Genomic DNA, 24,063 nt, shown 5'->3' on the forward strand with positions numbered 1-24,063 from the left:
TTAAAATCTTATGAAAATTAAAAAAGTAGTAGTTATAGGTTCAGGAACTATGGGTAGTGGAATTGCTGCACATTTATGTAATGCAAATATTCCAGTAACTTTATTAGATTTAAAAACTGAAATAAGTGAGCAAGCACGGGATAAAATTTACAAATCGAGACCACCACTTTTGTTAGATAAGTCCAAAATAAAAAACATTAAAGTAGGAAACATTTTAGATAATTTTGATGAAGTAAAAGAAGCTGACTGGGTAGTAGAAGCTGTTGTTGAAAGAATAGATATTAAACATGATATCTATAAAAAAATATTCAAAGAAAGAAAAAAAGGTGCGATAGTATCTTCAAACACATCATCTATTCCTATCAAAATATTATCTCAACACTTATCAGAGAAAGAAAAAAAAGATTTTTGCATTACTCACTTTTTTAATCCAGTCAGATACATGGGATTATTAGAGATAGTTAAAAATGAAAATAATGATTTAGATAAAATAAACTCTCTAAAAGCTTTTTGTGAAACAGAACTTGGAAAAGGTGCAATTATTTGTAATGACACGCCAGGCTTTTTAGGAAATAGAATAGGTGTTTATGCAATGCAAGTTGCAATGACTGAGGCTTTTAAAATGAAACTTAGTATAGAAGAAGCTGATGCAATTTTTGGAAGACCAATGGGTATACCAAAAACAGGTGTGTTTGGTCTTTATGATTTAATTGGTATTGATTTAATGGCTGATGTTTTAAAAAGTTTTATTAAAGAATTATCAAAAAATGACCCTTTTCAAGTAGTTGCAAAAGAAATTCCTTTAGTAAAAAAATTAATTGAAACAGGATATACTGGCCGAAAAGGCAAGGGTGGATTTTATAGAGTTAACAAAACTGGTGAAGTTAAGATTATGGAAGCAATTAATCTTGAAACTGGAGAATACTCTGTAAGTAAAAAAATTAATATTAAATCAGACAAAATAGACCTTAAAGAATTAATATCTAGAGAGGACAAGTATGGTGAGTATGCTTGGTCTGTTATTTCTAAGATTATCAAATATGCTTCTTCTTTAGTTCCATCAATTACAAAAGATTTCAATGATATTGATGAAGCAATGAGATTAGGTTTTAACTGGACTAAAGGTCCATTTGAAATGTTGGAGGAAATCGGAGTTGAAACTTTTTTTGGTAAAATAGACGACTTTAAGGGAAATGCTTTTTTAGAAAATTTATCTGAAAATAGAAATCAAGATTTTTATGGATCTAGACAAAAATACACTGACATTGAAACGTTTGGAAAAGCTAAAAAGAAAGCATTAAGTGTTGATGGAAACAGTTCAGCACTGATATATAGATTTAAAGATTATAATATTGTTGAGTTTACCACTAAAGCAAATGCTCTAGATTACGATTCAATGGATGCTTTAAAAAAAGCCACTGACAAACCTTTGATTATAATAAATGAAAGTATGCAATTTTCTGCTGGAGTAAACTTGAGTTATACAATGGATTTTGCGAACAAAAATGATTTTAAATCCATAGAAAAATTTATTAGATACTTTCAAGAAACCTGCAAGCATCTTAAGTATTCTAATCACCCGGTGATATCTGCACCATCAGGTTTAACTCTAGGAGGTGGATTTGAAGTAATGGTCCAAAGTAATTTTGTTGCTTCACATACAAATATTGTAGTTGGATTAGTGGAAACAATAGTTGGACTGATACCAGCTGGAGGTGGATGTAAGGAAATGTTGGCAAGATGGTTTGATACAGATGAGGCTAAAAAAGATCCTCATTATGCACCACTTAAAGTATTTGATATTATTGGTTATGGAAAAACAGCAACTTCACCAATTGAGGCAGAACCATTAAAATACTTAAGACCAGAAGATAAAAAAATAATGAATAGAAATAGTTTACTAGAAGTTTCAAAAAAGATCTTAGACGACAATAAAGAATTTAAAACTCTAACAGAGACTGAATTTAAACTACCAGGAAAAGAAATTTTAACAGAAATGAATAAAATTATAGAAAACCTTTATAATAAAAAAATAATTCGTGATCACGGCGTTACTGTTGCAAAAGAACTGGCTCATGTTTTGAGTGGAGGAGATACAACTATAGATAAAATTTTATCAGAAGATGATTTATTTAAATTAGAATTAGATGCTTTCATGAGATTAATAGAGACAAAAGAAACTCAAGACCGTATTAAACACACACTAGCAACAGGAAAGGCTTTAATTAACTAATATCTTTCATCTTCTTCTTTCTTTACCTCGTTTTCTAATATTTCTTCTTTTTTTTCTTCTATTACTTCTTCTTTTTTAAATTCTATTATCTTTTCACTTTGTTCTTTTTCTTTAATTAATTGGTCATTAAATTTTTTAATCAATTCTTCTTCTTTTGCTAATTGCTCTTCATCAAATTTCCTTTCCCATTCTTTTATTCTCTCTTCTTCATCTTTAATTCTTTTTTCTTCGAGAATTCTAGCTTGAATTATTTTTTGTTCTCTTAAATTTTCTAATCTTATTTTTTCTTCTTTTAATTGTAATTCTTCCTGGATTTTTCTTTGATTGAGTTCATTTAATCTTAATTTGTTAAGTTCTTCTATTTCTAATTGTTCTTTTAGTCTAAGTTGTTTTTCTTTTTCTCTTAACTCGTCAGCTTCTTTTAATATTTTTATTTCTTTTTCTCTTATTCTTTCACTTTCAATTTTTTTGATATTTTGTTCAATTTCTTCAAGTTTTTGTTTTTGATAATTTAATTTATGCTCTTCTTCAATTAACTTTTGTATATTTTTTTTTTGTTTATCAATCTCAATATTTTTTAATCTTTCTTCTTCATCTTTTATTTTCTGTTTAGCTTCACGGGCTTTTTGTTTCTCAAGAGCCATTAATTTATCATTTTCAATTTTAGCTTTTTGTTGCTCTTGTCTTATTCTTTGCTTTTCAAAAAATTCTAATTTTAGTTTTTCTTCTTTTAATTTTAAATCATCTTGTCTTACTTTTTCCTCTTCTTCATCTCTTAGTTTTTGCTCTTCAGCTTTAATTCTTTGAGACTCAAGTTTAATTTTTTTTCTTTCAATCTGTTGCTGTTGTTTTATAATTTTTTCTTTCAGTTTTTCTTCATTAGCTATTCTTTGTTTTTCTTCCTTTATTAGATTTAATTCATTTTGTTTAATTAACTTTATTTCTTCTTTTTTTTGTTTTTCTTGTTCTAACTTTTCTTTTTTTAATTCTTTAATTTTTTCTTCTTTTATTAATTTAATTCTACGCAGTTCTTTTTGTTTAGCTCTTTCTTTGAAATCATTGTATTTTTCTATTAGTGAAGATGATGTGAAATTTGTTAATTTTTCTATATTAATCTTTTTTAAAATTTTTAAGGGTTGTTCAATTAATTTTTTTTTACTTAAATTAATTTTTTTCCTAATTGTATTTTTTAGGACATTTTTCACAAACGTATCTCATCAATTTTTAATTAATAATAATAGTTGTAGAGTGACTAAAATGGGTTCAACTTGAAATTTTATTCATTGTTAATTAAGCATTTTAAAGGAATTAATAAAATCTGGTCTTAATATATACTCTGAGCGTTTATCAGATTTTATCTTTTTCAATGCTTCGAAACCATAAAGAACTTTACCAACGGGTGTATATTCGCCTTCAAATAATGGTTCATCCTGTAGGATTATAAAAAATTGACTGTCTTCAGTGTCATTCTTAAATGTTCGAGCTAATCCGACACTACCTTTGGTATAATTAAAATTATTATCAATTTCAGATTTAATTGTACCTAAACCTGATTTTCCAGTTCCAATTTTTCCATAATCTAAATTTCCTTTTTTTCCAAATTCTAGGTCACCAGCCTGGATAAGTTTATTTTCGATTACTCTATGAAAAGCAATATTCTCATAAGCGTTAGATCTAATTAAAGTTACAAATCTTTGAACTGCATTAGGTGAAATGTTAGGATAAAGTTCTATAATTACATTTCCACAAGGTACATTTAAAATTGCGATATTATTTGGATTCTTAAAAGTAATATTCTTTGGATCAATATTTTTAACAAATAAACATTTATTTTTAATTATAAAATATGTGAAGAAAGTTGTGATAGCTAGTAGGATCAAAAAAATAAAAATAAGTTTTTCTGATTTAGAAGCTTTAATTTTTTTTATCATTAGAAAGTAAAAGAATTATCTATTTCTTTTATTTTATTTTCAATATATGAAATTTTATTATTTAAAATAGGATCAAATTTACGAATTTGATTAATTTCTTTTTTCTTTAAAAAAATCATGTGTGAATAAACTTCTGCCATATCTTCTGAAGCTGTTGATTTAGAGTATTCTGTAAAAAACCCATTAGTCTCTTGATATTTTTCTAAAGATATATTCTTTGTGCAAGTAGAGCATTCAGCGTATTTAAATTCAAAATTATTAAATTTAGCCCATTCTTCTTCATTAAAAATATTTTTGTGCTGAAGATGCATTACATGAAAAACTTCATGATGAATTACTCTTTCAAAATATTTCTGATTAAATTTGATATCTAGTATTAATGTTTTCATTACATTATCTGGAATACCAGCTGTATATATTTCTGAGATTGATAAATTTTCGCACATTACAATATATTTGAGATTAATTTTTTTTAGATAGTCATAAGAGTATCTATTAAGATTTTTATGAATAATCTTATATTTTAATTCTAAATCTTTCTTATTAGGATTTGAACAAACAATGTTTTTTTGAGTGCCTAGTCGGAAGGGTCTAGCTGCATAAAAATATCTAAGTTTATTTTTAGTATTTATTTCATAAACCTCTAAGTTAGGTATCTTAATTAAGTTATAAATAGTATTTGCCTTTAGAGGTGTAATTAAAAAAATTAATAGTAAAATAGCTCTTATTAAGTTCATAATTTTAAAGATAGAAGATATTCCATTCTTAAAGAATGTGGTACATTTTATTTATAAAATGAAAAAAGAAAGAAACAAAAATCCAATACAACCAATAAGTGGAACTAAAGTTCCACGATTTGCTGGGCCATCTACATTTGCAAGATTACCAGAATTAAGAGATGTTGAGAGTTGTGACGTAGCAATTGTTGGAATTCCATTTGATGCAGGCACTAGTTATAGACCTGGTGCGAGATTTGGACCCATGAGTATTAGGCAGGCATCAAGACATTTAAGGACTAATTATCATCCAAGTTATGATGTTGAACCATTTAAAGTTCAGCAAGTTGCTGATGCAGGCGACATTACATGTAATCCATTTAATATTGATGAAGCCATTAAACAAATTGAAGAGGGCGCTACAGAACTTTTAAGTAAAGTAGGTGGCATTATTAGTTTAGGAGGTGATCACACAATTGCTCTTCCTTTGCTAAGAGCTATTAATAAAATGAATAATGGGCCAGTTGCTTTAGTGCATTTTGATGCTCACCTAGATACATGGGACACATATTTTGGAGCACCCTACACTCATGGAACTCCTTTTAGAAGAGCAAGAGAAGAAAATTTATTTTTAGATGATGCTTCAATGCATGTTGGGATTAGAGGTCCTCTTTACAGTAGAGATGATATAAAAAATGATGAAGAGTTTGGTTTTAAGATCATTCACTGTGATGAATTTCAAACACAAGGTACAGATAAAATTGCTGAAAGAATAAGAAAAAGAGTTGGAAACAATCCACTTTATTTATCTATTGATATAGATGTTTTGGATCCTGCTTTTGCACCAGGAACAGGTACACCTGAAATTGCAGGAATGACTACAAGAGAAATGGTTAATGTCATAAGAGGCCTTTCAGGTTTAAATTTAATTTCTGCGGATGTAGTTGAAGTGTCTCCAGCATATGACCATGCAGAAGTTACATCTTTAGCAGCAGCTACAATTGTTTATGAATTAACTAATTTGTTTGCAAAAGTTAAAAGATAATATAATTTTTAGGAATGCTAGATAAAAAAAATTTTTATATAAATGGAGAATGGGTTTCTCCAAAAAAATCAAATGATTTCAAAGTAATTGACCCTTCAACAGAAGAGGAATGCGCAGTTATATCTTTAAGTGGAGTAGAAGATGTAAATGATGCAGTAAGAGCTGCAACTAAAGCTTTTGAAACTTGGGCATTCTCAACAAAAGAAGAAAGATTAAAATATTTAGAAGCCTTATATGATGTTTATAAAAAAAGATGGGCTGATATGGCTGAAGCAATCTCCCTTGAAATGGGAGCCCCAATTGATTTTTCAACTCAATTACAAGCTGGAACTGGTGCTAGTCACATAAAATCTTATATAAAAGTTTTAAAAGAATACACATTTGAAGCAAAATTAGGAGAACATGCTCTTAATAATAATATTTTGCATGAACCAAAAGGAGTTTGCGCGTTAATAACTCCATGGAATTGGCCGATGAATCAAGTTTGTTTAAAAGTAATACCAGCTATTGCTGCAGGTTGTACAATGGTCCTTAAACCATCTGAGATAGCCCCCTTATCATCGATGATTTTAGCAGAAATGATTGATGAAATTAAATTACCAAAAGGTGTATTTAATTTAGTAAATGGAGATGGTGCAGTTACTGGAAATGCATTAACAAGTCACCCCGATGTAAACATGGTTTCATTCACAGGATCAACTAGAGCAGGTGCTTTAATTTCTGAAAATGCGGCAAAAGACTTTAAAAGAGTTAGTTTAGAGCTTGGAGGAAAAGGTGCTAACATTATATTTAAAGATGCTGATGCTGAAGCAGTTGAAAGAGGAGCGCTTAGATGTTTTAGAAATACAGGGCAATCCTGTAATGCTCCAACAAGAATGTTAGTAGAAAAATCAATCTATGCAGATGCAGTGGAAAGAGTTAAAAATTTTGCTAACTCAATGAAAGTTGATGTTGCAACAAAAAATGGTGATCATATTGGTCCTGTTGTTTCAAAAACTCAATTTGAAAAAATTCAAACATTAATACAAGTTGGAATTGACGAAGGTGCAAAATTAGTTGCTGGTGGAACAGGCAAACCAGATGGCCTTGATAAAGGTTATTTTGTTAAACCTACAGCATTCGCGGATGTTAATAACCAAATGCAGATTGCAAGAACAGAAATATTTGGTCCTGTTTTGTCAATTATACCTTTCGAAACTGAAGAAGAAGCTATTGCTATAGCTAATGACACTCCGTATGGATTATTAAATTTTATTCAAACTCAAGATCAAGAAAAAGCGAATAGAGTTGCTAGAAAATTAAGATCAGGAATGGTCGATATTAATGGTGCAGGCTTAGCTCCTGATGCTCCTTTTGGTGGATACAAACATTCAGGTATTGGACGTGAAGCAGGTAAATTAGGTCTAGAAGAATATTTAGAAGTTAAAGTAGTTAGCGGTTGGAACGATTAATTTAACTAAATTGCTGTTCATAATAGGTTTTCTGCAATTCAATAAACCCTATATTTATTAGTTAATTTTCTAAACTAGAAGTTGTATCGCTTTATACTTTACATAACATAAATAATCCATAATGTCGCAGGTAGTGTTACCATAGCTTTATAGTTAATAAGAGTAACAAAAATAAAAAGGAGAAATAATATGGGTAGATCTTCAAAACTCTACAACTCAGATTTAGCTCCAACTCCAAGCAATAAAAAAAATTGGGGATGGTTTGAAATCTTTAATGTCTGGGCTAATGATGTTCAAAGTTTATTTGGTTATACTTTGGCTGCATCTTTGTTTTTAGCGTCAGGACTAAATGGTTGGGCTGTATTTGCTGCATTAATTCTAGCAGGATTTTTTATAATGTGGCTAGTAAACCTTTCAGGCAAACCAAGTGTAAAACATGGAATACCATATCCAGTTTTTGCCCGTGTTAGTATGGGTGTATTTGGAGCTAACTTTCCAGCAATGGCCAGAGGTCTTGTTGCAATGTTTTGGTATGGAGCACAAACTTATGCGGCATCAACTGCAGTAGCACTTTTAATTACTGGAATTACAGGAATGGAAGGTGAAGTAATGTTTCTTGGTATGACAGGTGTAATGTGGGTTTCATTTATATTTGTTTCAGCATTCCAAGTTTATTTATTTTGGCAAGGCGTAGATCTTATCAAAAAATTCTTAAACTTTGCTGGACCAGCCGTTTACGTTGTAATGATTGTTTTAATGCTAGTTATATGGGCTAAAGCTGGTGGAGGACTTTTTTCAGAAGTAGGAACTATATTTTCTGGGGGAGAACGAACTGGTGGTTTTGAAGGCTTAGGATCATTTGGAGCATTCATAGCTGTATTTTCAATTATGGTTGGATATTTTGCTGCAGTAGTTATTAACTTCGGTGATTTCGCTAGATTTGTTAAAAATGAAGAAGAAATGAGAAAAGGAAATCTATGGGGATTAGTAGGTAACGTGATCTTATTCTCTTTTATTACTTTAATGATAACAGGTGGAACAATCGCAATTTTTGGTGAATATGTTGCAAGCCCAACAGAGATGGTAGCTAAAGTAGATAACTTAGGATTAACAATTATTGCTGCATTCGCATTTTTTGCAGCGACAGTTGGTATCAATATGGTTGCGAACTTTATACCTCCAGCTTATGACTTGGCCAATTTAATGCCAGATAAGATAAATTTCAAAACAGGTGGATTAATTACTGCTGGTTTTGGTTTTATTATTGGTGGTATGTGGGTTGCTGTTATTACTCAAATGGGTTTATTTCCATTTGTTAATACGCTAGGAGCAATTCTTGCACCTGTTTTTGGTATCATGATTGTTGATTATTATATCATCAAAAAAGAAAAACTAGATGTAGATGCATTGTTTGATGCTAGCCCTAGTGGGAAGTATCATTACAATGGTGGCTTCAATTATAAAGGAATGTTAGCTTGGATACTATCAGGTTACATCGCAGTTGGAACTGTTTGGCCAAACATTTTAGTTTTTGGTTTAGATGATTTCTTTGCAAACCTAGGTGGTGGCGGAGGATATGCTTGGATAATTGGTGCATCACTAGGTGCTGTAGTTCATCTAGCTATATCTAAAAGATAATTAAAGTTATAACTAAAAGCCCATCAATTCATTGGTGGGCTTTTTTTATATTTTAAATTCTAAAGTGATATTTTCTTTATTTAAATCATGAAGAACTAGATTGTCACCTTCACCTTTTCTATCAACAACCAAAAAATTCATATCCTCAGTTGCAATTAAAGGAAAATGCCAAATACCAGCATTATAATTTACTCCAATTCCGTTTGGAATAATAAAAGCCTCCACTTTATTTAAATCAGGCTTATCACCCTCAGGAGCAACAAAAGCTAAAAATGTTGTTTCTTTCATTGGGATAAAGGCTTGGCTACCAAGTGGATGTTTTTCCATCATATCAATCTTCATAGGAAAAGATCTTTTTAAAGCTGAAAAAATACTAATTATAGACTCTCCACCATCTTTCTTTGCATCCAGGTTAGCTATCCCATCATATCGTTTTGCATAGCCATCATTTATTTCTAAAGGCTTGATATCGTCTGTTGTGATCATATCTCCAAACTTTTTAAAATTTTCTTTATTAATAGGTTTGGGTTTGATTGCTAAGTTGGTCATACATTTTTTCCATATATTCTAAATCGAGATATCCCACCATCTGGAAAAATATTAATTTTTATAAAATTAATTTTATCTTTTTTCATTAGATTATTTTTAAAAATATGTAATTTATTAGAGGATAATTTTGCATCTTTTAATAAATACTTCCATTTGACCGAAGAATTTACAATTTGTTTAGAGCCTTTTATTGTTGGTAAATAAGCAGCTTGTAAAGAGCAATAGCTTGGAAAGTTACCTTTAAAGTGATGAGTAGAAATTTCAATTTTATCAATTTCTTTTCCATCTAAAGAATTTAATATTAGCCAATCAAATCCTGGGCCACGTCTTCTCCTTGTTTCCCATCCATCTCCCATATTTTTAGCTTTACCAGGGGCTAAAATATTTTCAGCTTTACCAAAGTGTTCATTGTTACAAGCAATAACAGAGGCACCATCTAATAGTGATGCAAGATTTGTTTTTTTATTTTTCAATTTATTAGATTTAGCAATTGAGCCAAATAACCTCAGTCGAGCAACCCCACCATCAGGAAAAATATTAAATTTTATATGTGTAATTTTTTTTTTACTATTTGTAGTAAAGAAGTGATGGCTATTAGCTTTAGTTTTTTTCTTAGAAAGTAATGGTTCCCACTTTAATTGACTTATTTTATTTGAACTTGAGTTTGTTCCTTCAATAGAAATCATAGCTGGCTGATTTCCATTAAAATGTGATGTATCAACATCAACTTTTTTAATAGAACCAGGTTTTCCTAATTTTAAAATTATATAATCATGCCCTTTAGTTCTTTTTCTTCTAGATTCCCATCCATCCATCCATTTACCATTTTTATCAAACAATCCATCTTTAAAAATTGCTGGTAAAGGACTAATAATTCTATTTGCTGAAGCAAAAAAATCATCAGTTTTAAATATAACCTTAGTTCCCAATCTAGGTTGAGCTAAATCTATAAGACCATTTGTAAAAATAATTTTTTTTGACATTATTAAGAATAGTTTTTAATCCAATGTTTGGCTATATCAATTCTTTTACATATCCATACATCTTCATGTTTAAGAATATAATCTAGAAATTTCTTTAAAGATTGAACTCTTCCAGGCTTTCCAATTAATCTACAGTGTAATCCTACTGACATCATTTTAGGGTTTGTTTTTCCTTCCTCGTATAAAACATCAAAGCTATCTTTTAGATAAGAAAAAAAATGATCACCTGTATTAAACCCTTGATTGGTAGCAAATCGCATATCGTTGTTATCTAGAGTATAAGGAATGATTAATTGTTTTTTCTTATTTCTAGTTTCCCAGTATGGTAAGTCGTCACTATAAGAGTCACTGTCATATAAAAAACCACCATCTTCCATAACTAAGTCTCTAGTATTGGGGCTACATCTACCGGTATACCAACCATTAGGCCTCTCCCCAAAAATTTTTTTATGAGCTTGAATAGCAAGTTTCATATGTTTTTTTTCTTCTGCTTTTTTAATATTTTGATAATCAATCCATCTCCACCCGTGAGATGCAACCTCATAATCAGCTTTTATTATAGCATTACAAACTTCAGGATTTTTTTCTAAAGCCATAGCGACTCCAAAAACCGTAATAGGAATTTTCTTTTCTTGAAATAGTTTATGCAATCTCCAAAATCCTGCTCTTGAACCGTACTCATAAAGAGACTCCATATTTATATGTCTACCTTTGATAGGTTGAGCGCCAATGATTTCTGATAAGAAAATTTCTGAGTTATTGTCACCATTTAAAACACAATTTTCAGCACCTTCTTCATAATTTAAAACTATTTGAACAGCAATACGTGCATTATTAGGCCAAATAATCTTTTGATCCTTAGAACCATACCCAATCATATCTCTTGGATCTTTTTTAGACATAAAAAATTATAATTTACTTTGTATTGTTTAACAATTTATTAATTTGAAACAGATTCTGCTTTGATACCATCAAGTAAGTTTAAACATTTTTTAAGCTCATCCAAAACAATGAACTCATCAATTTTATGAGCTTGATCAATTGATCCTGGACCACACACGACAGTACTAATCCCAATTTCTTGAAATAAACCTGCTTCAGTTCCAAATGAAACAACTTGTCTAGAATTATCACCCGTTAAACTTGAAATTAATTCACAAGCATCTGACTTATCTTCTCTATCAAACCCAACTATTTCACCAATAATATCTTTTTCAATTGAAGCATTAGGAAAAACTTTTTTCATTTCAGGTAATAACACCTCATTTGCATACTTGTCGATTTCTTGATTTAAAAATACACCATCTTCCTTAATAACTGGTCGTGTTTCCCAATTAACATGACATTTGTCTGCTATTACATTATGCGCAATACCACCAAACACACCACCAATAGAAAGAGTGGAATGAGGTGGTTCAAAAATGGAGTCTTTTGGTGTTCTACTTTTAAGTTTCTCCCTAAGTTCAATTAATTTATTTACGTATTTTGATGCATATTCAACAGCACTCACACCTTTGTGAGGTGCTGAACTATGTCCTGCTAAACCTTTAAAATAAGTTGTGTATTCATAACACCCCTTATGAGCATCGATAATTTTCATATTAGTCGGTTCACCAATAATACAAATACCATCTTTAATATCTCTTTTTTTTAATTCCTCTATTAGTATAGGAGCACCCTGACATGCAGTTTCTTCATCGAATGTAAATGAGAAATGAATGTCTCTATCTAAGTTCGATTTAGAATAAACAGGTGCATAAGCTAAAGCACAAGCAATAAAACCCTTCATATCACACGAACCTCTTCCATATAATTTATCACCTTTAATAGTTGCAGTAAAAGGATCAGAGCTCCAGCCCTTTGACACAGGAACAACATCAGTGTGGCCTGATAAAATGATTGGTTTTTTACTATTTGAATTTTTAGCTTTTAGTGTTGCAAATAAATTTACTCTTTTTTTTTCACTGTCATAAGTTCTAAAAGAAGTAGCACCTAATTTTTTTAAGATACCATCACAATAATCAATTAATGAGCTATTATCTTCTCCTGAAATAGTTTTAAAAGCTATTAAGTCAGTTAAAATTTGAACTGAATTATTATACAATAGCTTTAAATTATTTTCTGTACTCATATTTATCAACCATTATATATTAAATATATGAAAGAACAAATCACCTATAATGACTTTGATAAAATAGATATTAGAGTTGGAACTGTAATATCAGTTAAAAAAAATGAAAAAGCTAGAAAACCTTCACTAGTAATTGAAGTGGATTTTGGAAAAGATATAGGTGTTAAGCAATCATCCGCACAAATTACCCATTATTACAATGAAGAAAATTTAAAAGGTAAACAAGTTATTGGTGTTTGCAACTTTCCAGAAAAAAATATTGCAGGTGTAGTTTCACAAGTTCTTATTTTAGGTTCGATTGATGATGAAGGCAAAGTTATACTAGTTCACCCATCTCAACAATCAGAGAATGGGCTTCCAATAGCTTAAACTTTATGCATCCTGAATTATTTTTATTGATTGGAATTTCTTGTTCATTAGGTTTTACACCAGGACCTAATAATGCTGTTGCTTCTTACTCAGGTTTTAATTTTGGTATAAAAAAAACAATTCCATTAATAATGGGAGTTTGGTTGGGTTATACTGTGTTAGTAATTTTGATCAATTTTGTATTGATATCAACTTTTATTAAATATCCACTAATCCAGGAAGTGATCAGAATATTAGGAACTTTATTCCTCTTATATTTAGCTTATAAAATTTCATTTTCTGAAACATCCAAAGAGGGTAAAAAAATTAATCCAGTAAAATTTATTGATACTTTTACATTCCAGTTTTTAAATCCTAAAGGAGTAATGGCAGCTATTACATTGATCTCAAAATTTGTATTAGAAAACGATTACTTAAATAGTTCTTTAACAGTTATTATCGTTTGCTCTTTGACAGCTCTAACAAGTATTACAGCATGGGCTTTTTTAGGTAAGTTTTTAAGGAATTTTGCGACAAATAATAATTTTATTAAACGATTTAATTATGCTATGTCCTTGCTACTTATTGTTTGTATAATAGGGTTCTATATCTAAATTAAATGAAACCAGGAAATCAAAATTCTTATAACTCCCTAAAAACTATCAGTATTAATGATAGGGACTACAAATATTATTCTTTAGTAGAAGCAGAAAAGAACGGTTTAGATGGAATTTCAAAACTTCCAAAGTCATTAAAAGTTTTGTTAGAAAACCTTTTAAGATACGAGGACGATCTGTCAGTTACTAAAAACCAAATAGAAGCAATTAAAGAATGGTTAAAAACAAAAAAATCATTAACTGAAATAGCTTATAGGCCAGCTAGAGTTTTGTTACAGGATTACACAGGAATACCAGCTGTTGCTGATCTTGCAGCAATGAGAGAAGCCGTTAAAGAAAAAAATAGAGATCCAAATACCATTAATCCACTGTCTGCAGTTGACCTTGTAATTGATCATTCAGTTCAAGTAGATAAATCAGCAAATAAAGATTCATTTGAAAAAAATGTTGATATTGAATTTAAAAGAAATGGTGAGAGATATTCATTTTTAAAATGGGGTCAACAAGCTTTTAATAACTTTAGAATTGTTCCTCCTGGAACTGGGATTTGTCACCAGGTTAATTTAGAATATTTATCAAAAGTAGTCTGGTCTGAAAAATTTCAAAACGAGGACTATTTATTTCCTGACACGTTAGTTGGTACTGATAGTCACACTACTATGGTTAATGGTTTATCAGTTCTTGGTTGGGGTGTTGGTGGAATAGAAGCTGAAGCTGGAATGTTAGGTCAGCCAATTTCAATGTTAATTCCAGAAGTAATAGGATTTGAAGTTAAAAATAAAATGCCAGAAGGTACTACTGCAACAGATTTAGTTTTAACAGTCGTAAAAATGTTAAGAGATAAAGGAGTTGTTGGAAAATTTGTTGAATTTTATGGAGAAGGTTTAAAGAATTTAACTCTTGCTGATAGAGCAACAATTGCAAATATGGCACCAGAATATGGAGCAACATGTGGTTTTTTCCCAATTGATGAAGAGACATTAAAATATTTAAGATTCTCAGGAAGAGATGAGAACATAGTAAATATAGTTGAGAAATATGCAAAAGAGCAAGGTTTATGGGCTAATGACAAAGTTGAATTTACTGATACCTTATCGTTAGATATGTCTACAGTTGTTCCAACTATTTCAGGACCTAAAAGACCTCAGGATAAAGTTTTATTAACAGAGGCATCTACTGGATTTAAAAAAGTTTTTGAAGAAGCAACTAATAGAAAAAAACAACATGTTTCAAAAGTATCAGGAACAGATTATGAAATTAAAGATGGCTCAATATTAATTGCAGCTATTACTTCATGTACAAATACATCCAATCCAAATGTATTAATTGGAGCTGGGTTATTAGCAAAAAAAGCTGTTGAACTTGGTTTAGAAACTAAACCTTGGGTAAAAACATCATTAGCTCCAGGATCACAAGTAGTTACTGATTATTTAGCAAAAGCAGGACTAAATGTATTTTTAGATAAACTTGGTTTTAATTTGGTTGGATATGGTTGCACGACTTGCATAGGAAATTCAGGCCCTTTACCAGAGGAAATTGTTAAAGCAATAGACAAGGAAAACATCTACGCTGTGTCAGTTTTATCTGGAAATAGAAATTTTGAAGGAAGAATTTCTCCACATATAAAAGCTAATTACTTAGCATCACCACCACTTGTAGTAGCTTATGCACTTGCTGGTCACATGGAATTTGATTTATACAAAGAGCCTTTAGGAAAAAGTAAAGATGGTAAAGATGTATTTTTAAAAGATATTTGGCCATCTAATAAGGAAATTGAAGACACATTAAGAGAATCTTTAAATGCAGAGATGTTTGTTAAAAGATATTCAAATGTTTCAGAAGGCCCTAAACAGTGGCAAGAAATTAAAACTGAAAATACCAGTATTTACAATTGGGATTCAAGTTCAACTTATGTGAAGAAACCACCATTTTTTGAAAATTTATCTGATCAACCTGAGGGCTTTAAACCTATTAAAGATGCAAGACCACTTTTGATTTTAGGGGATATGGTCACAACTGATCATATTTCTCCAGCAGGAAATATTCAAAAAGAAAGCCCAACAGGTGAGTATTTTATGGAACATCAAATACTTCCAACAGATTATAACTCTTATGGATCAAGAAGAGGAAACCATGAGGTAATGATGAGAGGAACTTTTGCAAATATTAGAATAAGAAATGAAATGGCACCAGGAACAGAAGGTGGGTTTACAAAATTATATCCAGAAGAAAAAGTAATGCCAGTTTATAATGCTGTTGAGGAATATAAAAAAAGAGGCACAGACCTTGTTGTTATAGGTGGAAAAGAATATGGAACAGGATCGTCAAGAGATTGGGCTGCCAAAGGAACAAAACTATTAGGTGTTAAAGTTGTAATAGCAGAAAGTTTTGAAAGAATTCATAGATCTAATTTAATTGGAATGGGTGTTTTACCTCTACAATTTACCGAAGGACACGATAGGGTAAACTTAAAATTAATTGGTTCAGAGTTGATAACAGTTCTTCAAATTGAAGAGGGTATAAATGCATCAGATCAAGTTCAAGTTGAAATAAAATATGCCTCAGGAGACATTAAAAAGATCAAAACCCTATGTAGAATAGACACTAAAAACGAATTAGAGTATTATAAAAATGGTGGAATACTTCAGTATGTATTAAGGAATATGATATAGCAATGGACGAAGAAATTACAATCATAGATACAAACGCAAGAAATGAGAGAATAAAGAATTTTTTTATAGATAATAAAAAAAAACTTATAATAATTATTTCAATAATATTAGTAATTATAATTGGCTATCTATCATTTGAAAATTCTAAAGAAAAAAATAAAATTAAATTAGCTAATCAATACAACTTAGCATTAATAGATCTTAATCCTGAAAATAAACAAAAAACAATTGATGAAATGGTTAATGTTGTAAAAAGTAATGATGCAACTTATTCTCCATTAGCTTTATACCATCTACTAGACAATAATTTATTAGAGAACAATGATGAGATAAATATATTATTTAATGAGTTAATTGAAAATACAAAACTTGATAATGAAATTAAGAATTTGATTATATATAAAAAAGCATTATTCAATTCAGATTTTGTTAGTGAAAATGAATTATTGAAAATACTTAATCCAGTAATTAATTCTGAAAGTATCTGGAAGTCCCATGCATTATACTTGCTTGCAGAATTTTTTTATTCAAAAGATGAAAAACAAAAAGCAAAAGAATTTTTTAATCAAATTTTATTACTGTCCAATGCAAATAATGAAATTAAACTAGCATCACAAAAAAGACTTAACAGAGATATAGGTGAGTAAAATTTTTAAATTATTATTAATTTTTATTTTTATTACAAATTGTTCATTTCACAAAAGCTCAAAGTTTTGGAATAAAGAAAATATTGAAGAAGAAAAAAATAAAAACATAACAGAAATCTTCAAAAAAGAAGAAAAATTAAATTTTGAATTTAATCCTAATTTAAAAATAGAGCTCGATTCAAGAGCTGTAAGTAATAGTTTTTTTAAAAATCTTAGCAATAATAGCGGCAAAATTAACTACAACGGTAAACTTGAGAGTTTATCTAGATATAAATTTAAAAAGATAAAAGATTTTTATCAATACGAACCAGAAATCACATTTAATCAAAATAATATTATTTTTTTTGATAATGAAGGGTCTATTTTAAACTTTGACAATAAATCGAATTTAATATGGAAAAAAAACTTTTATTCAAAATATGAAAAAAAACAAAACCCATTTTTATTTTTTGGTTACAATGATAAAATTTTAATAATTGCTGATAATATAGCAAAATTATATGCTATCAATATTAATACAGGAAAATTATTATGGTCTAAAAATAATAATGCGCCATTTAATTCACAAGTAAAGATTTATAAAGATAGAATTTATGTAATAGATCTTGAAAATACTTTAAGAGCTTATTCAATAAACGATGGAAAAGAAATTTGGGCTCGAAAAACTCAAGGTTCACTTATAAGATCTCAAAAAAGACTTTCATTAGTAATTTTAAATGAAAAAATTTACTTTAATAATTCTTTGGGCGATATAAGTGCTGTCGATATTAATAACGGTAATTTATTATGGCAAACCCCTACACAAAGTAGTTTAGCCTTTGATACGGGTTTTTTTTTAAAGACATCTGATGTTGTAGCTGACAAAGAGGCATTGTTTTTTTCTAATAACCAAAATCAATTTTTTTCACTAGATATACAAACTGGTAACTTAAACTGGAAACAAGAGATTAACTCCAACTTAAGACCAGTAATAATTAATGACTTAATATTCACTATATCAATGGAAGGTTATTTAATTATTATGGAAAAAAACACTGGAAATATTATAAGATCAAATTATTTACTTAATAAATTTAAAGCTAAAAATAGACTTAAGATAAGACCAGCTGGCTTTATTGTTGGGAACAAAAATATTTACCTATCAACTAATATTGGACGTTTTCTAGTTATTGATATTGCTACCGGCAAAGCCAGGACTATCCTAAAAATTGACAATAAAAAAATTTCTAGGCCAGCTATATTTAATAAAAATTTATATCTAATTACTGATAATTCTATTATTAAATTAAATTAGTAATGTTTCTTAAGTTACTTGATAAGCTAGGAAGAAAAAAAATTGTTTTAGATCGAGGACCCTCTCACCCCAAATTTAATGAAGCTAAACCTTGGATGAACAGATATTATGTCTTATTAAGGCATAGGCCAAAATGGTTTCCATTTAATATTTTATTACATGAAATGTTAGCTGACGATCATGGAGAAGGAGTTCACAATCATACATTTCCTTACATAACAGTGATATTAAGAGGGGGTTACTGGGAAACACTAAATACTGGAAGATTTTGGAGAGCGCCTGGATATATAGGTTTCAGGTCAGCTAATAATTTACACAGAGTTGATCTTAAACCAGGAACAAGACCGCTTACTTTGTTTATATCTGGGCCCTTTGGATTAAGAAAAGGCCCTAGATCTGAATATGGTATAGATTTTAAAACGAAAAAATGAATTTAAATAAATTATTTCTTAGTTATTGTAAAATTAATAATTTAGAAATTAATCCCAGTCAATTAGGCTTAATAGAAGAATTGAGTTTATTCTATACTCAAAACTTTAATAAATCACTTTTAAAAAAAATATTTACTAAACAAAATTATAAAACAGGGTTTTATTTACAAGGGGATGTGGGTGTAGGTAAAACCATGATACTAAATTTTTTTTATAATAATTTTGATAAAACTAAACAAAGATTTCACTTTAATGAGTTTATGATTAGTTTTCACGACTTTGTATTTAAAAACAAAGAAAATACACAAGAAAATATTATAGATAAATTTGTTCAAAAACTAAAAAATAAATCTAAATTAATTTATCTTGATGAGTTTCAGGTTACAAATATTGTAGATGCTATGATTTTAGGTAGCTTATTTAAAAAAATATTTGATGAGAATATAAAAGTTTTATTTTCATCAAATACTAAAATAAATGATCTCTATAAAGACGGATTACAAAGAGATCAATTTCTTCCCTTTATTAAAATAATGAAGGAAAAAACTTACGAGACACAATTGATTATCCAAGATGATTATAGAATGTCTGTAAAAAACAGAAATGAAAGATATTTTTATCCATTAAATGAATCAACTAATTTTAAACTTAATAAATTTTTTAGAAAAATAACTAAAAATCTTACTAATCAAGAAATGATCTTAAGTATTAAAGGTAGAAAGCTTACTATTAAGAATTACTTTAATGGAATAGCACGTTTTGATTTTAAAGAGTTATGTTCTAAAAATATTGGAGCTGAAGATTACATTAAAATAACTGAAGTATGTAATTTTATTGTTATAGAAAATATTCCAATTTTTAACAGTGATAATTCTAATCAACAACAAAGATTTATTACTTTAATTGATATTCTTTATGAAAAAAAAATACCACTTATGATAACTTCTCAATTACAATTAGATTTATTAAGCTCTTCTGAAGATTTAAAAAAAATATTTAAAAGAACTATTAGTAGGTTGTATGAATTAACATCTATTAAATATACGAAGTTATGAGACAAGAGTTTTTTAACTTAGAATTGAGTACTAATGGCCAGAATCTCTATGAATTTACAAGCCAAGCTAACAAATGGATCAAGGATAATGAATTTAATAATGGAATTATCAATATAAGCATTCAACACACCAGTGCTTCTTTAATAATTCAAGAGAATGCTGATCCAGATGTTCAAAGTGATTTAGTAAATTTTTTTAATAAGCTCGTACCTATGGACAATTCCCTTTACATCCATACAGCTGAGGGAAAAGATGACATGCCTGCACATATAAAATCTGCGTTAACTAATAATCAAATCTCTTTAAGCGTTAAAAACAATGAGTTATTACTTGGTACCTGGCAGGGTTTATATCTTTTTGAGCACAGAATTGAGAAGCAAAAAAGATTGATTATTCTTCATTATTTAGGAGATTAGTTTTTCTTAATTGTTTTAAAAGCATCTAGAGCAGCATTTCTGGCTTCAACGTGATCTACAATTGGTTTTGGATAGTTGATACCAACAACTACTTTAATCTGTTCTTGGTATTTGGTTTCAAGCTCCCATGGTTTATATAGAAACTTATTAGGCATGTTTTTAAGTTCTGGAACCCACTTTTTTGTATAAATCCCATCTTTGTCAAATTTTTCCCCCTGAAGGATAGGATTGAAGATTCTAAAGTAGGGAGCTGCATCTGCACCACATCCTGCAACCCATTGCCATTGAGCAACGTTACTGGCTTCATTATAATCAACTAAACAATTTTTAAAATGTTTTTCACCTTCCATCCAATGAATTCTTAAATGTTTAACAAGAAAAGAAGCAACAATCATTCGAACTCTATTGTGCATCCATCCTGTTTCATATAGTTCTCTCATTCCAGCATCTACAATAGGGTATCCTGTCATGCCTGCTTTCCAAGCTTTAAGAAATTTATCATTTTTAACCCAAGGAAAATTGTCAAAATCTTTTCTAAGATTACCTTTTAACATTTGTGGAAAGTAATTAATTAAACTATGAGAAAATTCTCTCCATCCTAATTCATTAATATACTTTCTATATCCAATTTTTTTAACTTTAATGTCTTGGCATTTCTTCCAAATTGTTTCTACATGTATTTGACCAAATTTTAAGAAAGGAGATAACTTGGAGGTTCCGTTAACACCTGGAATATCTCGTGCATCACCATAGTCCTCAATTCTATTATTTATTAATTCTTGTAAATATTTTTTAGCTTCTTTTTCAGATGGGTCCCAGTATTTCTCAAATTTTTTATACCAATTTTTTTTAGGTAAAATTTCTTTTATAGAAATTAAATTTTTAAATATGTTTATCTTTTTAATTTTTGATTTAACTCGTATTAATTTTGAAGGAGCTTTTGAAATATAATGCTGTTCAGTTTTTTTCCAAAATGGAGTGAATACTTTATAGGGAGTACCATCGTCTTTAGTCATTTCTTGAAATTCTACAAGAATATTTCCTTTAAAATATTTATATTGAACTTCATTCTTAATAAATAGATCTCTTATTTTTTTACCTTTATTAATTACATCTGGCTCATAAACTTTACTCCAATAAACAGTAACATCATCTTTCTTTTTTAAAATTGATAATACCTCTAGTTCATCACCTAACTGAACTTCCAATGTGATATTTAATTTCTTTAGATCTATACTTAAATTTTCTAATGATTTAGACAGCCACCATTTTTGAGCCTCTCTTTTTTTATCAAAGTTTTTTGGGTTATATATATAAAGAGCACTTACATACTCATGATTTTGAGTTGCTGTCGCTAAGACTTCGTTATATTCAATTCTAAAATCTTCTCTAATCCAAACAATGGCTTTTTTTGTCATATTTACTCAGATTTTTTGCAATCCATCACTTAGTAGTTTTTGATACATTGCACTATCAGTTAAACCTTCACAACCAAATAAAAGTACATTTGATTGTTCATTTAACTCTAGCTTATCTAAGTATTCTTTATTGTTAAATGAGCTTATTAACGCGATTATACCTGGGACAGCACATTCACCAGCTATTATTTTTAGATCGGATAAACGCTTTTCTGCTAGCAATGCTACAGTAGTTGAGATTGCTTCATCAGATATAGTTAAACAATAATTTGAAGAATTTTTTAAAATTTCCCAGGCAATACTTGATACATCACCACAAGACATTCCACCCATTACTGTTTCCTTTTTAATATCAACACTTGTGGGTTTATTATTCTTAATACTTTGAAATACACAGTCTGCATTTTCTGGTTCAACAATAATAAATTTTGGAATATTTTGTGATAATTTTGCAAAGCCAGCAATCATTGCTGCAGCCATTCCGCCAACTCCAGCTTGAAGAAATACGTGTGATATTGAATTAGATTTTACTTCATCTAAAATTTCTTTAATCATTATGGTGTATCCAGCCATAATTAATTTTGGTACTTCCTTGTAACCTTCCCAAGACACATCTTGTACAATTTCCCAATTATTTTCTTTAGATTGTTTTATGCATTCTTTTAATGAATTATCATAATTACCTTTAACTCTAATCACTTCAGCATCCAATTTACGCATTGCTTCAGCTCTAGATTCACTAACAAATTCACTTATAAATATTTTACATTTTAATCCAAGTCTTTGAGCCCCCCAGGCTACAGATCGACCATGATTTCCAGCTGTTGCTGTTGATACAGTTATATTCTCTTTTTCACTGGCAATCTTGTAAACAGCAAAAGCTCCACCTAAAGCTTTAAAAGATTTTAGATCAAACCGTTTATCCTCATCTTTGTAGTAAATATTTTTAAATTTTAATTCATCATTTAGTTTATTTAATTTAACCAATGGAGTGGGGGCATAATTATCCCAACTAGATATAGCCTTAATTGCTTCATCTATAAATTTTTCTGGAAGTTGCGTAAGTATATTTTCTTTATTAAATTTATAATTTTTATTCTCTAAAAATGATGTAATAGACCAAAGGTCTTTCTGCATGATTGATTTCATTTATTAACAATCAAGAGTGCTATTTTTTTCCCAGTGAGTTACCGAGCTTTTTTTATCAAATTTTTCTTCTTGATTAAAATCATTAATTTCAGACCTTTTTAACTTTAGATAGCTTTTAATAGTATCACCGCCAAATGCTTCCTTAATTTCTTTACTATTTTCTAGTTGATCTAATGCATCTTCAATTATGTCAGGTAATTTTTTTAGGTGAGGGTAATTTTTATGATCAGTGTACATATTACAAGATAAAGGTTCACCAGGATCTATTTTATTATTTATTCCATGTAAACCAGCAGCTATTACTCCAGCTTGAAGCAAATAAGGATTTACTGCTCCGTCCATTAACCTTAGTTCAAATCTACCTTTATCTGGAATTCTTATCATATGAGTTCTATTATTTCCTGTATAAGAAATACTACTAGGTGACCATGTAGCTCCCGATTTTGTTGGTGGTGCATTTATTCTTCTATAACTATTAATTGTCGGATTAAAAAATGCTGTTAAAGGCTGAGTAAGTTTCATAATTCCACCTAGAAAATTATATGCTAATTTGCTCAAACCTAATTTGTCTCCATTATCTAGAAATTTATTAATTTTTCCATTCCATAAAGAGATGTGAGCATGACAGCCATTTCCTGTTAGATTGCTAAAAGGTTTTGGCATAAATGTTGCTCTCAAACCATGTTTTTCAGCTAATGATTTCACCATATATTTAAAGAATACATGTCTATCAGCTGTAGTTAAACAATCTGTATAATCCCAATTCATTTCAAACTGGCCATTAGCGTCCTCATGATCATTTTGGTATGGGTTCCAACCCATAGTAATCATGCTATCGCATATTTCTTTGATTAAATCATATCTCCTCATTAAAGCAGACTGATCGTAACAAGGTTTTGATTGAGTGTCTCTTGCATCAGCAATTTTACTCCCATCTTCTGAGATCAAAAAATATTCACACTCTACACCTGACTTCATGACTAAATCTTTTTTATGTAATTTATTAATTTGCTCTTTGAGCATTACTCTAGGTGAAGCCTTAACTGGTTTACCATACATATATAAATCAGAAGCTAACCAGCCAATTTCTTTGTTCCAAGGCAATTGAATTAAACTTTTAGGATCTGGTAGAGCAAACATATCCCCATCTGCAGGAGACATATCTAGCCAAGTTGCAAAACCCGCAAAACCCGCCCCATTCTTTTGCATGTCTGCAATCGCTTGTGCTGGTACTAATTTTGATCTCAAGACACCAAAAAAATCTACAAAACTAATCAAAAAATATTTTATTTTTTTAGCTTTAGCAATTTTAGATAAATTAATAGGCATATTTTATTTC

Annotated in this window: 22 protein-coding genes; 12 read left to right on the forward strand and 10 right to left on the reverse strand. The window is 29.5% G+C overall.

Translation table 11 applies throughout. The annotated features are described in order from the left end of the window. The first annotated feature begins 10 nt into the window (after nt 1–10). On the forward strand, nt 11–2,233 hold the full coding sequence (locus AC5SMR_RS01340; protein ID WP_494577093.1) for a 3-hydroxyacyl-CoA dehydrogenase/enoyl-CoA hydratase family protein: 2,223 nt from the start codon (nt 11–13) through the stop codon (nt 2,231–2,233). On the opposite strand, the gene AC5SMR_RS01345 is transcribed toward AC5SMR_RS01340, so the two are convergent. The 3 genes from AC5SMR_RS01345 to AC5SMR_RS01355 all read right to left on the reverse strand — a co-directional run bounded on the left by AC5SMR_RS01345 (nt 2,230) and on the right by AC5SMR_RS01355 (nt 4,901). Then, nucleotides 2,230–3,438, reverse strand: coding sequence for a primosomal protein (locus tag AC5SMR_RS01345; protein WP_494577094.1), 1,209 nt, complete (start codon nt 3,436–3,438; stop codon nt 2,230–2,232). The two genes, AC5SMR_RS01340 and AC5SMR_RS01345, sit on opposite strands and share 4 nt — an antisense overlap. Nucleotides 3,439–3,519: 81 nt before the next feature. After that, nucleotides 3,520–4,164 (reverse strand): peptidylprolyl isomerase, encoded by a 645-nt coding sequence (locus AC5SMR_RS01350; protein WP_494577095.1) that lies wholly within the window; start codon nt 4,162–4,164, stop codon nt 3,520–3,522. Further along, on the reverse strand, nt 4,164–4,901 hold the full coding sequence (locus AC5SMR_RS01355; protein WP_494577096.1) for a putative zinc-binding metallopeptidase: 738 nt from the start codon (nt 4,899–4,901) through the stop codon (nt 4,164–4,166). The genes AC5SMR_RS01350 and AC5SMR_RS01355 overlap by 1 nt, the downstream gene beginning before the upstream one ends. A 58-nt stretch (nt 4,902–4,959) precedes the next feature. On the opposite strand from AC5SMR_RS01355, the gene speB reads away from it, so the two are divergent. The 3 genes from speB to AC5SMR_RS01370 all read left to right on the forward strand — a co-directional run bounded on the left by speB (nt 4,960) and on the right by AC5SMR_RS01370 (nt 9,014). Next, nucleotides 4,960–5,925, forward strand: coding sequence for an agmatinase (gene speB, locus AC5SMR_RS01360; protein ID WP_494577097.1), 966 nt, complete (start codon nt 4,960–4,962; stop codon nt 5,923–5,925). Nucleotides 5,926–5,939: 14 nt separating this feature from the next. Then, nucleotides 5,940–7,376, forward strand: coding sequence for an aldehyde dehydrogenase family protein (locus AC5SMR_RS01365; protein ID WP_494577098.1), 1,437 nt, complete (start codon nt 5,940–5,942; stop codon nt 7,374–7,376). A gap of 189 nt (nt 7,377–7,565) precedes the next feature. After that, nucleotides 7,566–9,014 (forward strand): NCS1 family nucleobase:cation symporter-1, encoded by a 1,449-nt coding sequence (locus tag AC5SMR_RS01370; RefSeq protein WP_494577099.1) that lies wholly within the window; start codon nt 7,566–7,568, stop codon nt 9,012–9,014. Nucleotides 9,015–9,059: 45 nt separating this feature from the next. On the opposite strand, the gene AC5SMR_RS01375 is transcribed toward AC5SMR_RS01370, so the two are convergent. Genes AC5SMR_RS01375 through argE form a run of 4 tightly spaced genes read right to left on the reverse strand, consistent with a single transcriptional unit; the run spans nt 9,060 to nt 12,677 of the window. Further along, nucleotides 9,060–9,563, reverse strand: coding sequence for an ureidoglycolate lyase (locus tag AC5SMR_RS01375; RefSeq protein ID WP_494577100.1), 504 nt, complete (start codon nt 9,561–9,563; stop codon nt 9,060–9,062). After that, on the reverse strand, nt 9,560–10,546 hold the full coding sequence (gene alc / locus AC5SMR_RS01380) for an allantoicase (RefSeq protein WP_494577101.1): 987 nt from the start codon (nt 10,544–10,546) through the stop codon (nt 9,560–9,562). The genes AC5SMR_RS01375 and alc overlap by 4 nt, the downstream gene beginning before the upstream one ends. Before the next feature lie 2 nt (nt 10,547–10,548). Beyond that, nucleotides 10,549–11,448 (reverse strand): allantoinase PuuE, encoded by a 900-nt coding sequence (gene puuE / locus AC5SMR_RS01385; RefSeq protein ID WP_494577102.1) that lies wholly within the window; start codon nt 11,446–11,448, stop codon nt 10,549–10,551. Nucleotides 11,449–11,486: 38 nt separating this feature from the next. After that, entirely contained in the window at nt 11,487–12,677 is a 1,191-nt protein-coding gene (argE, locus tag AC5SMR_RS01390) for an acetylornithine deacetylase (protein ID WP_494577103.1), read from the reverse strand. Nucleotides 12,678–12,704: 27 nt separating this feature from the next. Here argE and AC5SMR_RS01395 point away from each other — a divergent pair, with 27 nt between their 5' ends. From AC5SMR_RS01395 to AC5SMR_RS01430, 8 genes are read left to right on the forward strand one after another with little or no spacing between them, the layout of a single operon-like run. After that, entirely contained in the window at nt 12,705–13,046 is a 342-nt protein-coding gene (locus tag AC5SMR_RS01395; protein WP_494577104.1) for a tRNA-binding protein, read from the forward strand. Nucleotides 13,047–13,051: 5 nt separating this feature from the next. Continuing rightward, entirely contained in the window at nt 13,052–13,639 is a 588-nt protein-coding gene (locus AC5SMR_RS01400; protein ID WP_494577105.1) for a LysE family translocator, read from the forward strand. A gap of 5 nt (nt 13,640–13,644) precedes the next feature. Then, entirely contained in the window at nt 13,645–16,314 is a 2,670-nt protein-coding gene (gene acnA, locus AC5SMR_RS01405; RefSeq protein ID WP_494577106.1) for an aconitate hydratase AcnA, read from the forward strand. Between the two features lie 2 nt (nt 16,315–16,316). Beyond that, on the forward strand, nt 16,317–16,961 hold the full coding sequence (locus AC5SMR_RS01410) for a hypothetical protein (protein WP_494577107.1): 645 nt from the start codon (nt 16,317–16,319) through the stop codon (nt 16,959–16,961). Further along, nucleotides 16,954–18,255 (forward strand): PQQ-binding-like beta-propeller repeat protein, encoded by a 1,302-nt coding sequence (locus tag AC5SMR_RS01415; protein WP_494577108.1) that lies wholly within the window; start codon nt 16,954–16,956, stop codon nt 18,253–18,255. Before AC5SMR_RS01410 ends, AC5SMR_RS01415 begins: the two co-directional genes overlap by 8 nt. A gap of 2 nt (nt 18,256–18,257) precedes the next feature. Next, nucleotides 18,258–18,686, forward strand: a complete 429-nt coding sequence (locus tag AC5SMR_RS01420; RefSeq protein WP_271486587.1) for a hypothetical protein — start codon at nt 18,258–18,260, stop codon at nt 18,684–18,686. Next, nucleotides 18,683–19,741, forward strand: a complete 1,059-nt coding sequence (gene zapE / locus AC5SMR_RS01425) for a cell division protein ZapE (protein WP_494577109.1) — start codon at nt 18,683–18,685, stop codon at nt 19,739–19,741. The genes AC5SMR_RS01420 and zapE overlap by 4 nt, the downstream gene beginning before the upstream one ends. Next, nucleotides 19,738–20,157: a secondary thiamine-phosphate synthase enzyme YjbQ gene (locus AC5SMR_RS01430; RefSeq protein WP_494577110.1), complete on the forward strand. Its 420-nt coding sequence runs from the start codon at nt 19,738–19,740 to the stop codon at nt 20,155–20,157. Before zapE ends, AC5SMR_RS01430 begins: the two co-directional genes overlap by 4 nt. Here the strand turns inward: AC5SMR_RS01430 and AC5SMR_RS01435 are convergent. The 3 genes from AC5SMR_RS01435 to glnT are packed head-to-tail and all read right to left on the reverse strand — an operon-like array spanning nt 20,154 to nt 24,053. After that, nucleotides 20,154–21,575, reverse strand: a complete 1,422-nt coding sequence (locus AC5SMR_RS01435) for a cryptochrome/photolyase family protein (RefSeq protein ID WP_494577111.1) — start codon at nt 21,573–21,575, stop codon at nt 20,154–20,156. The genes AC5SMR_RS01430 and AC5SMR_RS01435 overlap by 4 nt on opposite strands. 6 nt (nt 21,576–21,581) lie before the next feature. Then, nucleotides 21,582–22,712 carry a diaminopropionate ammonia-lyase gene (locus AC5SMR_RS01440; RefSeq protein WP_494574731.1) on the reverse strand — a complete coding sequence of 377 codons (1,131 nt, stop codon included), beginning with the start codon at nt 22,710–22,712 and terminating at the stop codon, nt 21,582–21,584. Between the two features lie 15 nt (nt 22,713–22,727). Continuing rightward, entirely contained in the window at nt 22,728–24,053 is a 1,326-nt protein-coding gene (glnT, locus tag AC5SMR_RS01445; protein WP_006997971.1) for a type III glutamate--ammonia ligase, read from the reverse strand. Nucleotides 24,054–24,063: the final 10 nt, after the last annotated feature.

This window comes from Candidatus Pelagibacter sp. PS_28, from assembly GCF_059417885.1.

What these genes read in the sequence shown, in the direction of transcription:
- AC5SMR_RS01340 (WP_494577093.1), top strand. Translation starts at nt 11, where the DNA reads ATGAAAATTAAAAAAGTAGTAGTTATAGGTTCAGGAACTATGGGTAGT.
- AC5SMR_RS01350 (WP_494577095.1), bottom strand. Translation starts at nt 4,164, where the DNA reads ATGATAAAAAAAATTAAAGCTTCTAAATCAGAAAAACTTATTTTTATT.
- AC5SMR_RS01355 (WP_494577096.1), bottom strand. Translation starts at nt 4,901, where the DNA reads ATGAACTTAATAAGAGCTATTTTACTATTAATTTTTTTAATTACACCT.
- speB (WP_494577097.1), top strand. Translation starts at nt 4,960, where the DNA reads ATGAAAAAAGAAAGAAACAAAAATCCAATACAACCAATAAGTGGAACT.
- AC5SMR_RS01365 (WP_494577098.1), top strand. Translation starts at nt 5,940, where the DNA reads ATGCTAGATAAAAAAAATTTTTATATAAATGGAGAATGGGTTTCTCCA.
- AC5SMR_RS01370 (WP_494577099.1), top strand. Translation starts at nt 7,566, where the DNA reads ATGGGTAGATCTTCAAAACTCTACAACTCAGATTTAGCTCCAACTCCA.
- AC5SMR_RS01375 (WP_494577100.1), bottom strand. Translation starts at nt 9,563, where the DNA reads ATGACCAACTTAGCAATCAAACCCAAACCTATTAATAAAGAAAATTTT.
- alc (WP_494577101.1), bottom strand. Translation starts at nt 10,546, where the DNA reads ATGTCAAAAAAAATTATTTTTACAAATGGTCTTATAGATTTAGCTCAA.
- puuE (WP_494577102.1), bottom strand. Translation starts at nt 11,448, where the DNA reads ATGTCTAAAAAAGATCCAAGAGATATGATTGGGTATGGTTCTAAGGAT.
- argE (WP_494577103.1), bottom strand. Translation starts at nt 12,677, where the DNA reads ATGAGTACAGAAAATAATTTAAAGCTATTGTATAATAATTCAGTTCAA.
- AC5SMR_RS01395 (WP_494577104.1), top strand. Translation starts at nt 12,705, where the DNA reads ATGAAAGAACAAATCACCTATAATGACTTTGATAAAATAGATATTAGA.
- AC5SMR_RS01400 (WP_494577105.1), top strand. Translation starts at nt 13,052, where the DNA reads ATGCATCCTGAATTATTTTTATTGATTGGAATTTCTTGTTCATTAGGT.
- acnA (WP_494577106.1), top strand. Translation starts at nt 13,645, where the DNA reads ATGAAACCAGGAAATCAAAATTCTTATAACTCCCTAAAAACTATCAGT.
- AC5SMR_RS01410 (WP_494577107.1), top strand. Translation starts at nt 16,317, where the DNA reads ATGGACGAAGAAATTACAATCATAGATACAAACGCAAGAAATGAGAGA.
- AC5SMR_RS01420 (WP_271486587.1), top strand. Translation starts at nt 18,258, where the DNA reads ATGTTTCTTAAGTTACTTGATAAGCTAGGAAGAAAAAAAATTGTTTTA.
- zapE (WP_494577109.1), top strand. Translation starts at nt 18,683, where the DNA reads ATGAATTTAAATAAATTATTTCTTAGTTATTGTAAAATTAATAATTTA.
- AC5SMR_RS01430 (WP_494577110.1), top strand. Translation starts at nt 19,738, where the DNA reads ATGAGACAAGAGTTTTTTAACTTAGAATTGAGTACTAATGGCCAGAAT.
- AC5SMR_RS01435 (WP_494577111.1), bottom strand. Translation starts at nt 21,575, where the DNA reads ATGACAAAAAAAGCCATTGTTTGGATTAGAGAAGATTTTAGAATTGAA.
- AC5SMR_RS01440 (WP_494574731.1), bottom strand. Translation starts at nt 22,712, where the DNA reads ATGCAGAAAGACCTTTGGTCTATTACATCATTTTTAGAGAATAAAAAT.
- glnT (WP_006997971.1), bottom strand. Translation starts at nt 24,053, where the DNA reads ATGCCTATTAATTTATCTAAAATTGCTAAAGCTAAAAAAATAAAATAT.